Origin of the sequence: Enterococcus sp. 10F3_DIV0382, assembly GCF_002140245.1 — a bacterium.
In the GTDB taxonomy this organism is placed as follows: Bacteria; Bacillota; Bacilli; order Lactobacillales; family Enterococcaceae; genus Enterococcus_B; species Enterococcus_B lactis.
This window is the reverse complement of sequence record NZ_NGMF01000001.1, coordinates 866,779-877,924: the sequence shown is the minus strand read 5'-3', so window position 1 is coordinate 877,924 and position 11,146 is coordinate 866,779. Positions and strand designations below refer to the sequence as shown.

The 11,146-nt window shown below is 35.6% G+C and carries 10 protein-coding genes; 2 read left to right on the top strand and 8 right to left on the bottom strand.

Features of this window, described 5'->3' with window-relative positions; genetic code table 11:
• A partial coding sequence (locus tag A5849_RS04355) for a VWA domain-containing protein (RefSeq protein ID WP_086309974.1) occupies positions 1 to 1,788 on the bottom strand: 1,788 nt, incomplete at its 3' end.
• A 159-nt stretch (positions 1,789 to 1,947) separates the two neighbouring features.
• On the opposite strand from A5849_RS04355, the gene A5849_RS04350 reads away from it, so the two are divergent.
• The gene (locus A5849_RS04350) at positions 1,948 to 3,459 is read left to right on the top strand and encodes a helix-turn-helix domain-containing protein (protein WP_002345343.1); all 1,512 of its coding nucleotides are present in this window, start codon (positions 1,948 to 1,950) and stop codon (positions 3,457 to 3,459) included.
• 70 nt (positions 3,460 to 3,529) lie between these two features.
• Here A5849_RS04350 and A5849_RS04345 read toward each other — a convergent pair whose 3' ends face one another.
• The 4 genes from A5849_RS04345 to A5849_RS04325 all read right to left on the bottom strand — a co-directional run bounded on the left by A5849_RS04345 (position 3,530) and on the right by A5849_RS04325 (position 8,179).
• Positions 3,530 to 3,898: a hypothetical protein gene (locus tag A5849_RS04345; RefSeq protein WP_002308256.1), complete on the bottom strand. Its 369-nt coding sequence runs from the start codon at positions 3,896 to 3,898 to the stop codon at positions 3,530 to 3,532.
• Between the two features lie 316 nt (positions 3,899 to 4,214).
• On the bottom strand, positions 4,215 to 5,126 hold the full coding sequence (locus tag A5849_RS04340; protein ID WP_002345344.1) for a peptidylprolyl isomerase: 912 nt from the start codon (positions 5,124 to 5,126) through the stop codon (positions 4,215 to 4,217).
• A 374-nt stretch (positions 5,127 to 5,500) separates the two neighbouring features.
• Positions 5,501 to 6,139, bottom strand: coding sequence for an ABC transporter ATP-binding protein (locus A5849_RS04330; RefSeq protein ID WP_002345345.1), 639 nt, complete (start codon positions 6,137 to 6,139; stop codon positions 5,501 to 5,503).
• A 3-nt stretch (positions 6,140 to 6,142) separates the two neighbouring features.
• Positions 6,143 to 8,179 (bottom strand): DUF1430 domain-containing protein, encoded by a 2,037-nt coding sequence (locus A5849_RS04325; RefSeq protein ID WP_002345346.1) that lies wholly within the window; start codon positions 8,177 to 8,179, stop codon positions 6,143 to 6,145.
• A 125-nt stretch (positions 8,180 to 8,304) separates the two neighbouring features.
• Here A5849_RS04325 and A5849_RS04320 point away from each other — a divergent pair, with 125 nt between their 5' ends.
• Positions 8,305 to 8,970 (top strand): helix-turn-helix domain-containing protein, encoded by a 666-nt coding sequence (locus tag A5849_RS04320; protein WP_002345347.1) that lies wholly within the window; start codon positions 8,305 to 8,307, stop codon positions 8,968 to 8,970.
• Between the two features lie 166 nt (positions 8,971 to 9,136).
• Here A5849_RS04320 and A5849_RS04315 read toward each other — a convergent pair whose 3' ends face one another.
• The 3 genes from A5849_RS04315 to A5849_RS04305 are packed head-to-tail and all read right to left on the bottom strand — an operon-like array spanning position 9,137 to position 11,043.
• Positions 9,137 to 9,442, bottom strand: coding sequence for a hypothetical protein (locus A5849_RS04315; RefSeq protein WP_002345348.1), 306 nt, complete (start codon positions 9,440 to 9,442; stop codon positions 9,137 to 9,139).
• The gene (locus tag A5849_RS04310) at positions 9,435 to 9,800 is read right to left on the bottom strand and encodes a hypothetical protein (protein WP_002345349.1); all 366 of its coding nucleotides are present in this window, start codon (positions 9,798 to 9,800) and stop codon (positions 9,435 to 9,437) included. Before A5849_RS04310 ends, A5849_RS04315 begins: the two co-directional genes overlap by 8 nt.
• Before the next feature lie 10 nt (positions 9,801 to 9,810).
• Positions 9,811 to 11,043, bottom strand: coding sequence for a hypothetical protein (locus A5849_RS04305; RefSeq protein ID WP_002345350.1), 1,233 nt, complete (start codon positions 11,041 to 11,043; stop codon positions 9,811 to 9,813).
• Positions 11,044 to 11,146 lie beyond the last annotated feature (103 nt).

Here is an 11,146-nt window from a genome sequence, read left to right as displayed (position 1 = left end):
CTCTGTCGTACTTGGCTCTGTCGTACTTGGCTCTGTCGTACTTGGCTCTGTTTCTTCTAATGTATTGATAATCGTGAAACTGTTTCTATCACTTATCACCTCATACGTGAATCCATCTGGCACGTCTATCTCATCTACACTATAAATAAAATTCTCACCGTTATTATTGTAAAGAGGCAAACTAGAGGAAATACCTGCAATGGGTACCTGATAGACTGAAGTTGCATAATCCTCTTCTTTAGATAACATCAGTGGGTCTGAGGTGATCCAGCTTTCATTATTGGTAACAGTTTGTCGTTTGATGACATATTGGATAGAAGTTGGTATATGATTAGTTTCTATATTCTTCCACTGTTTCTTGATATTCAATTTTACAGTAGGTGCCTTGATCGATGGTATAGGAAAATCGAGAAGTTCTCCATTGTTCAAAGGATCAAGAGTCGTCCGTCCATTACACAAATACCATGTTTCACCTTTGAATGCTTCTGCTTCCGTAGCTAATCGTATTTGATACGTAAAAGTGATTTTTTCATTTTTTCCCAATGTAAGATGATTTAGTTTGATGATCTGCCCGTTCTCAGTCACTTCAGTCTTCCCAAGAACAGTTTCATCCGCTTGCCATTCTCCGCTTTCTTTTTTACTCCAACCTTGCAGCTGATAATATGAAGGACCAAATGCCCCAATTCCCTGCAGCAAGATATCTTTCCCCATTGGATCAGTAACTGTACCATTAACAATTGTTTTATCCATTCCATTCGCAATTTCCTTCAATGCATTTCCAAGACCAGTCAGATTCTCATCAATCGATAAATAATTGTTTGGGGAAGAAGCTAGATTTCTGCCTATATATTCGCCTCGCGATGAAGGAGCTGTTGCTACAGAATAACATTTGATTCCTGCATTTTTTATCGAAATGATTGTTCCTAATGTCGCATCATTGATAAGAGAACTGCTTACAGAAACCGCATTTGGATCTGTCGAACTACCGCTTGTTTGATATTTTTCTGAGTCCGTTTGGAATTCTGTGACATATTGATCCGTATGGTACCCGTTATAATCCACAATTTCTCCTGAATTATGAAATACTTGTGCATTTTCTTTAGGGAGATAACTTCGATTAGCACTGTCATCTCCGATATGCACCAACATTTTTTCTGCTTCTGGTCTACTCTTTTCTTCTAAAAGTGATTGGCCTTCCAGCAATCCTTTTTGCATGAATGTCCCCGTATGACTTTCAGCTGTATTTCTCAAAAAATACTCCAGTTGATTGATATCTGTCAAAAAATCATCTGTTGAATAAACAAATCGATTATATGCCACGATTCCAATACGGATATTCCCACTTTCTAAGGAATCATCAAGTTCTTCACCAAATTCTTGTAAGCCTTTTAGTGCGTTTGATAATTTTTCGCCCGTCATCGAAGAAGAATAGTCAATGACCATTACTAGGTCAATTGTTTTTTTTAATTGATTTCCCTTGATAGCTAATGTTACATCGAATAATCCTTGTATTCCTTCTGCCTTTTTTACAGATTTTTTTACAAATGCGCTGTTTTCATAATTTATATAATTTTCTTCATCAAAATTTGCTTCAGGTGCATTCCCATAGTCATAGTTATACGTATCGCCTTCTTTTACCCCATTTGTCAAAAATTCCCCTTCTGCATTGTTTTGATAATGAAAAGCATTTGTTTCGGCAAATGTGTCTCCCCCAAAAAACATTGCAACTAAACTAAACACTATCATCAACATGCTAGCCAGGTTCGTTTTAGTTATTCTATTACACATCTTTATTCAATCTCCTCCCTTTTATTCACTATTAGAAGTCAGTATAGAGGATTTCTAGTACTTTAACAGACAATAAATCGTACAATTAAAGTACAAAATGGTACAAAACATATGCTATGATTTACAATAATAGAATATATATAGCGAGGAGTCTAAATAATGGAGGTATTTCATTCTTTTTTTGGCAATGAAACAAAGAAAGAACTAGAACTGTTAAAGCTTTTATACAAGAACAAACGATTCATGGGAACAGAAGAAATCAGTGAATGTCTAAAAATGGATCGACGCTCAGTCTATAAATATTATGATTTGTTGTTGAACAAACCCTACATGACAAAGAAAGAACATATGGCAGTTTTATCAGTTAAGCATGGACAAGGCTATAAATTCAATGGCTCGAAAAAAGACTATAAGATTCTATCAAGACAAGTCCTTCAATCGAATCCTTTTTTTGAATTGCTTGAGACTCTCTTACTTGATAATAAGATCATCATCGCAAAATTCGCCTATGATAATTTTGTTTCTGAATCAAGTGTTCGGAAAAGAATGCATGAGTTAGCATCTCTGCTTGAACCCATGGACTTTTCCTTGAAGAAATCAAAAGGTACCGTTCACTTAATCGGTAAAGAGATGCGTATACGCTTCTTTATGGTGGCTTTTTTTTGGCGGATCTTTTCTGGCTTGCATTGGCCTTTTACGGGTATATCTCAAAGAAAATGTGAAAAGATCGTCACGGAAATCTACCATGAATGTCAGATTCCTGTTAACACAATCGAATTAAAACTTTCCTGTTATGTATTGGCTGTGACGATTCTAAGAACACGCAAAGGTTTGAAGATCGATGAGGAAATACATTCTGTCGTTGATCGATTCCCTTTTGTCAAACAGCCAGTATCACCATCAGATATGAAGAATATGCAATCTATTAAAAATATATTAGCGGAAAAATTAAGTGCCCATTACCATTTAGATAGATCAAATATCGAATTTATTTTTTTATGGCTGTATTCACGTGCTGATTTCCATCAAAAAAACATAAATACTGACTGTTTGGCTGATATCGATGCTCATAGAAGTGATAGCACTCTAATAGAAAAAATCATGTCACTTTATCCGCAATTAATAAAAAAAGCCGATACTGGATTGGTTGATGAAGAAAAGAAAAGAATGATTTTTGTGACATTATATACAGGTATCCTCTCTGTAGAAATGTTTGGAAAAATGGACTATTCCTTAACTGGTTATAATCTAAAAGAATATTTATCTCTCAAATTCACCGGTTTGTTACAACAATCGGAAGAATTAGTGAAGAGAAACAAGATTTATTCGAAAGAACCAGATAAACAAGAAGGATTATCCTTACATGTAGCGGTTGCTTGGTCTATGGTCGCCAGACCTATCAGTTTCTCAAAAAAAATAAAAATAAAAGTTGAAACCGACTTACCTTTTACGATTGAGCAAGGGATCATTGAACGAATCCAGACCACTTTCCAAAGCTATTATCCAATTGAGGTCAGCCATTCCTTTAAAGAAGAGAATTATGATTTTTGTTTGAGTACCGCGCCAATCACAGAATTAGAAGGATCTACCGAAACTTTATTGATCAACGCACAAGTTACTTTATCAGATTTACTGGCTATACAGAAAAAACTAGATACACTTATCCCATAATAAAAGTTGTTTTGCTTACAAAAATTCAATTCATACTATCGATTCACTCAAAAAATCCTGACCCACTCATCTAAACTTTGCTAGGTGGGTCAGAATTCTTAAAACGATAAAACATAAAAACAACCAAAATGAGAACACTCAATACAGCAAAATAAGAACGAAAAGGTAATATTATTTGATAGACACCTAACAAACTGAAAATTTTAGGTGGCAGATAAAAGCACAAAAATAGCAGGAGAATGTAATAGCGTCTCTTCCAATTTTTGTTGTCAGACCTCATAGCGATAAGAGGAATACCACATGCATAACTGAAAAACTCTTTATGTATCGTTAACGTTTCATAGCCTTGAATAATAAATGCTACAATCCCTGCTATAATCAGGGTGCCTAACATCAAAACGGAAAATCGATGAATATATTTTATATACAAATGATCCATTGTACTTCCTGCCTTTTTATTTGTGAGAAAAACAAATCCTTATACGTGAATAACTTCTAGAAATAAAAGAAATTTGCAAAATCACTTCATTGTAACTACTTCTACGTACATTTTTCAACATCGCTTTCTTTATTTAATATTATATAGGGAAATATCTAGGGTGGCTATCTTGGATTCCAACTAAAACAAAGAATTGTTTAAATAAAAAGAACTAAATCAAGTAGTAATAAAACTACTGTTGATTTAGCTCTAATAAAAAGATTTAGATGAACGGTTTTATTGGTTTAAATAGTTCATACTTTTTTATTTATTCTGCTTATTTACTACTTGCTGTACTGGAATCTGAAGTGAATGTACTCAAAACATTTTCAAAGTCTTTGTCTTTGATTTTTACATTAGCGTCTTTCAATACTTCGCCAATCACTTTATTCTGGAAGGTACTGTCACTTAATTTTGTGTCTGTCGCGATTTCTTTCAATTCTTTTTTGTATTTATCCATGTCGTTGCCTTTGTTTTGGTTTTTCACCATTTTGACTACGTAGTATTCTGTAGCGTAAGTTGAGGTATTAGTAGAAGTGATCACATCAGAAACTTGACCGTCTTTCAACTTAAAGGCTGCTTCTTTGACTTCTGTTGGAACCGTTGTAGTAGTGGAATCAAATTTTACTTTTCCGCCATCTTCTTTTGTCGTAGTATCAGTTGACTTGTCTTTAGCTAATTTAGAGAAATCGTCTCCCTTATCAGCAGCTTTTTTCACATCTTTTGCATCGTTTTCACTTGTTACTTGGATGATTTGAGCTTCTACTTCTGGATGGAAAGTTTTCCAAGCCGTTTTTAAATCTTCATCGGTCAATTTGATATGCTTCTTTAGACCTTCTTGGAACGCAAGACTTTGTTTGATACTGTCTTTGAATGTTTCTTCAGTGTAACCTGCAGTTTTCAATTGTGAATCAAATGAATCCCCCAATTGTTTCTTTGTTTGATCATATTGAGAATCGACTTCTTTGGCTGACACGTCATCTCCGTATTTGTCTTCAAATACTTGATAAACGATCAACTGTTGCACAGTGGAATCTGCTCCTTGCATTTTTTTCAAGCTATCCATTACTTCTTGTTCGCTAATTGTGCCGCCTTTATAACTAACGGCTGTTTTTTCACCAGCATTCGTACAGCCTGACAATAAACCAGCGCCTAGTACGATGGCAAGTGCTAAAAATTTTTTCTTCATTTATTTGTTCTCCTACTTTCGTTTTTTGCGAATTGCTAAAAACAAAGGTGCTCAAGATGAGAATCATCTAGAACACCTCTACTAATCTGCTTGATACGGCCTGAATAGATAGAAGTCTATACAATCCAGAAAGTTCGCTCAGCAGAATAAATGTCAAGTAGCATATCACACCTTAATATACTACTTCTTTTGTTACCGTTTTTCAAGTCTATCTTGCGTTACGCTTTTAACGTAACTAATTCTTAGAACACATGTTATCAATTTTATTTTTCTTCTTCCACTGTTGGGATATTCAAATCAAACACTTTTATGTTCGATTTTTTAGACATTTTTTTGTTTTTATTGGAAAAAAAGTTTTATTTTTCATTTGTTCCCTAAATCATGATCATCTTGTTTCCTATTTTGGTCAGATATGGATCATGCGTGACCACGATAACTAACACACCTTGGGAAGCTTGTTGCGATAAGATTTCAACGACTTGATCCTTATTTCGTTTATCTAATGATCCAGTTGGTTCATCGGCTAAAATGATTTTGCTATTCTTCAATAAGACTCTCGCACAGGCGATTCTTTGCTTCTCACCACCAGATAATGTATAGATAGGCGTACTTAGCTTCTTGTTTATATTTACTTTTTTCAATGCCTCATACTTTGCTGTTCGCTTATCTGAAACATTTAAATTCGAAAACTTCAATCCAATATCTAAATTAAAATCGATCGTTTCATATTCAATCAACCCAAAATCTTGAAAAAGAAAAGATATGGTATTTCTTTTTATCAAGCGCTTCTCTCTTCCAGTTAATTGTTTCGTCTCTTGATCGAACAAATAGAATTGTCCTGAACTGAACCGATCATTCAATCCTAATATATTCAATAACGTACTTTTACCTGCTCCACTTTCTCCAACAACAGTCACAAGATCCCCAGCATCCGCAGTGAAACGATCCAAATGAAGAATCGTTTTGTTTTTGATGATTTTTTTCGCACCTTTTATCACTATCCACGGCTCCAATTGTTAACCTCCATTCATCAACAATAACTGACTTTTCTTTTCTGTAGACAAAATAAAAACAACTGAAAGAATAGAATCAATGAAACTAAAGAAAAAAATATTAAAAAGATATTTAGGCTCTCTTTCTATAAGAAAAAGGAAGATTACACTTGTCGTCCCCCATTTGATGAGGTTCATCATGAAGAAATCTTTATACGTTTCAAAGAGCGAATAACCACTTGAACGAAAGATAGCGATTTTCCGACAATTGTAGACAAAATATATGCATAACATGACGTAGCTCAACAAGAAGAAAGAAAAGAAAGTGAGAAAACATATCTGTATCAAGTAATGAAATGATCTGCTTAACACTTTGACAACTATCTCTTCAGTCTGAGTATACGGAAATGATAACTGCAGATTATCACGTAACTGACTTTCCTCAATCAGCTCAAATAACCTTTCTTTCGACAAAGAGCCTATCTTGATCTTTAACGGCGGATAGATTTCTCCGCTGAGAATATTTCTTTCCCAATACGTACTGTTTTTCAATGTCAGTATTTCAACAACCGGATAATGTTCGATCCATGGGTTAGAAGGAATAAATGTATAAATGGGTTGGTTGTTTTTTATAAATAGAAATTTCGGTTCTTTTTCACTGATTTCTTGATAATATTCTGTTATTTGAGCTAGGTCATTTTTTAAATCTGTATGTCTATATCGTTCAGGAATCAATATAACCGGGTGCGTTTCTTCTTCGGTTATTTGGATCAAGCTTCCAGAGACATCAATCAAAGGAAATTTCTTAAGATAATTCAGATTTATTTTTATCCCTCTGCCAAACTGTTCGTTTTCTTCATTCAAGTAATCTGATACATTGACTAATATACTTCCGTTTTTATTCAAAGTTTCATATAATTCCTGATCTGCTGCTGATGCAAAACGATTGGAATAAATAAAATCCACATGGTTTTTCCCGATGGTTACTGGATAAAACACATGATAGTCTTCATCAGCGATTTCTTTTGGAGATTCATGGGAAACAGCTAACTGTGAAGAAGAAAAAACGATAGTTGCTAATTCGACATTGGTAACGGTCAAAAGAAGAGAAAACAACAATCCAAATGTAAAAAGAATGTATTGGATATAGTTGAACGCTTCTCTTAACGAAGCGATTTTTTCAACTAATAAAAGAGAAATCAAAGAGATACCATATATTCCGCTGAACAAGAAAACGTACATCTGGAACAAATAAAGAAATTGCTCCTTATAATACATAAAAATAAAACCACCAATAATTCCTGCAATTATGAATGTAGTAATGATTTTCTTTTTCCCAAATAAACACCACAATACTTGATGTAAGGAAAAGCCATTATTCAACAATAAACTGATTTCTTTATTCATCAATAAGAAAAAAGACGGTAACAAAAGGAATAAAAGAATCAACCCAATAGTTAAATACACTCGATAATTATATACGTCTGTACTTGAAATAACCGAATACAGATAGCTATTTTCAAAATCTTCAAAAACATCAGTCGCATAACCAGTGTGAAATGCTTGATTGAATCGTTCCACAAATAGTAATATGAACCGATCATAGTCTTCTTTTTCTCTCGTCATTAAGAAAAATTCACCTTCAAAATCTTTTATTTTTATCGATTCTTCAATGGACATTACGTGAAAGGTGGTATTAGAATAGGGTACCTTCTCGTGAAAAGATTTGACATTCCCTTGATAATACGATGTCATTTCAAGCTTTGGCTGTATCTTGAAGTTCCAAGATGTATCTACTTCATTGGATTCATTTACTGTTTTTTTCATATAAGAAATCTCAGTTTCTGATGATACATTTTCAAATACCATGATTAGCTGCTCATATTCTTCTCGCTCAATAAAATGTTGTGGCAATCGAATCGGAGTATAAGCATCCGTTTGGTGGAAAAATTCATTTGTCCGATAGAGTACCTGTTTATTTATACTAACCAAGGCAAAACCGCTCATGATACCGATTACTATGATTGTGAGTAAAACTGTGAACTTTTTTTTGATTATCACCACTCTCCCTTACTTAAATGATTCTTCGATAAAATCATACCGTTTTTCATCAAAAAAACGTATCTATCAAGTGTATAGGTCATGTAGAATAAATCTATATACTGTAGAATCGAAAGGAGAAGAAGATGAACATCGGAGAAAAAATACGAACTTACCGCAGAAATTGTAACCTTACGCAAAAAGAACTAGGCGAAAAAATCGGTGTTTCCGATAAAACGATCTCTAGTTGGGAAAATTCTCGTACAATGCCAGATCTTGAAATGCTGTCACTTTTACATCAGACTTTAGGTCTGCCGATTGATTTTCCTTCTATTGAGCCAACTGCCGAATCAATAGAACCAACATTGCCGGATGAATCTCTTGTTTTCAAGAAATCTTATTCATCAAAACAACCCTTCTCACTCAAAAAGACACTATCTTTCTTTCTACTCGTCTTTTGTTTGGTCTATCTTTTTCTTATCAATTATCAATACAAAAATGAAACGATTGATCGATTCAACCCTTTTTTGAAACCACAAATCGGCTATACCACACTCCCTGTAGGATACGTGGACAATTCCATCGAACATTGGGTATGTAATGATATCTTTGGTCATGGTACATGGCTGTCTTTTCACGCTGGCGAGGTAGAAAATGGTAAGAATCATGCTGTAATCAAACACAAAGGAAAACACGTCATGAACGTTCGTCTACTCTCTTGGGAAGCCATTCCCTCAGATTACCAAGAGATCCTCAGCCAAGACTATGACGACGCCTTAAAAAGAACCCCTCAGGAGCTAGATAGGCATTAAGTAGGAGAGGAATGTGAGGTAGAAAAAATCAATGTACATGATTTTATCAAAAACATAGGTACAAAATAATTGAAAAAGCCTTGAGATGAAAGGCGTCAAATAAACATCTCTACCTAATCGAAAAATTTGATTAGGCAGAGATGTTTATTCTGGATAAGCACTGCTCTCACAACCTCATTAACCGATCCGAGACGCTTTGAACATTGTCTAATGCCGCATCTACCCATTGGCCTTTGGCGGCAGCAGAAACATTGTTTTTATAGGTATCACTGGCATTCTTCAGTTTAGTTGCTCCTTGGCTTTTTCTTTCTCGTGTGAGGGATTTTCTAGTTTGGGATGTAGCTTTGCTGGGACTTGCTACAAGTAAACGGATGAGTTGTTTTTCCAGATTCTTTCGTTGCTGGATTAATTCATTATTTGCTCCTTCAAGTAAAGCATCTACACCACTCATGATCCAATCGAATTCAAACATAGGATTCTCCCTCTCTTTTTGATTTTCTGTATTCTTCTTCATACTGACGGATCTTTTTGTTATATATAGATTGATTTTCATGTAGTCGTTCTTCCAGATTCCGTTGGGTTGCTCGTGTTCGTTGCCGTGATTCTTCACTTGCTTGTTCTAAGAGACGATAGACTGCCCTTTTATTTTCGGGAGGGTTGGTCTCATAATGTTTAGCGGTGGCATTGATTTGCACAGAGATATTTTCTAAATAGCGTTGAAATTTTCTTTGCTCATTCGACAGATAATCTAGATGGTTTTCTAATACTACGCGATTTTTACGATAAATTTCTTCAGTTTCTTCTATTTTCCTTCTGATTTCTTGTTCCATTTATTCACCTCTAAAATAAGTAATGGCTGAGCTCATGATCAGAATCTACTTGCCTATTGATCGTTTGTTCAATGTTTCTTAACAGCCTTTCAAGCTCTTCTTCTGATTTTCTAAGCGTTGCTACTGTTCGTTCATATTCATTTACTGGGTCTATCCGTATACTCCGTTCCGTTACTCCCAAAGAATCAAGTGCTTCCAGTTCTTCATAATGTGTCAAACTTTCTCCCCAATAGCGGGCGTCTAATTTTGTCTTTTGCCATAATTCATTGGCATTTCTGATTTCTGTTTGGAACCATTTCTTTAATTCACTAATTTCTGTCTCCACTGTTTTTTTGTACCCACTAGTAATCGCTTTGGCTTGTGATGCATCCAAAAATATTTTTTGAGCAGAAGATAGACTGCCTTTTGCTAGAAAGTGTCTCTTCACGTTTTCGATGCCGGCAAGACGCTGCTGGGTTTCCAACCCGATCACATCAGGTTCTCCTTTCGTATCAAGCAAGACATTCCCGAATTGGTCATACTGATATCCACCCCACATGTGCTGGTCGACCCACCCGACTTTTTTAGACAACACTGGGCGCATTCGGCCGACCATTGGCTTGTCTTTGCTATAGCCGATTGGTACCAAGTCTTTCTCATCGACATAATTATGCAGTTTTCCTGACCTCGTCAGAAGATCAGCGGTCACGCGCTGACTTGGCGTCAATACCGTATAAATATTGGGTCCTTGGAAAAAATATCCTCCACTAAGACGCCTGCTTTCCTCCAATGACAAATCAGCGACAGCATATTGTCCATTCATGGAGCCTAAAGAATGACCATAGACGAAAAACTGGGCATTGGGATAATGGCGCATCGCTTCCTTCAGGGTCTCCGCAGACGTTCTTAATTGCGGGGGCGGTGCGCCTTGTTCAGCCGCGAGGATCTTACGTGCCATATCCACATTATTGACGACCCAGTCTTGCCACACATCGCCAGTTTGTTTCTTGATTTTGTCTAAGCCTGTCGAACCGCGATAAAGCACCGTTACTTCTTTAACCGCCAATCTTTCCGGCAATGGTGCAACCGGGGAAACGAAGCGGTCCGTATGGGTAATGACAAAAGACTGTTCGCCAGAGGGGTTGTTGATGACTTGGGAGACGTAGCCGATTGATATGTTTCCTTTGTCTATATCTATTTTATTTTTTATTTTTAAATTATCGTACTCTTTATTAGCTAACTCGACTTTTTGTTTATCATTCATTATGATCTTCCTCCAGTAACTCAGCTAATTTTCCAGAGTAATTAATTCCGCCAGCCTCCAGTTTTCCATTGCTTTTATTAAGGGTATATTCTATGGTTAATTC

Excerpts from the sequence above, each read along its gene's own strand:
- A5849_RS04350 (WP_002345343.1), top strand. The coding sequence starts at position 1,948 with ATGGAGGTATTTCATTCTTTTTTTGGCAATGAAACAAAGAAAGAACTA.
- A5849_RS04345 (WP_002308256.1), bottom strand. The coding sequence starts at position 3,898 with ATGGATCATTTGTATATAAAATATATTCATCGATTTTCCGTTTTGATG.
- A5849_RS04340 (WP_002345344.1), bottom strand. The coding sequence starts at position 5,126 with ATGAAGAAAAAATTTTTAGCACTTGCCATCGTACTAGGCGCTGGTTTA.
- A5849_RS04320 (WP_002345347.1), top strand. The coding sequence starts at position 8,305 with ATGAACATCGGAGAAAAAATACGAACTTACCGCAGAAATTGTAACCTT.
- A5849_RS04315 (WP_002345348.1), bottom strand. The coding sequence starts at position 9,442 with ATGTTTGAATTCGATTGGATCATGAGTGGTGTAGATGCTTTACTTGAA.
- A5849_RS04310 (WP_002345349.1), bottom strand. The coding sequence starts at position 9,800 with ATGGAACAAGAAATCAGAAGGAAAATAGAAGAAACTGAAGAAATTTAT.
- A5849_RS04305 (WP_002345350.1), bottom strand. The coding sequence starts at position 11,043 with ATGAATGATAAACAAAAAGTCGAGTTAGCTAATAAAGAGTACGATAAT.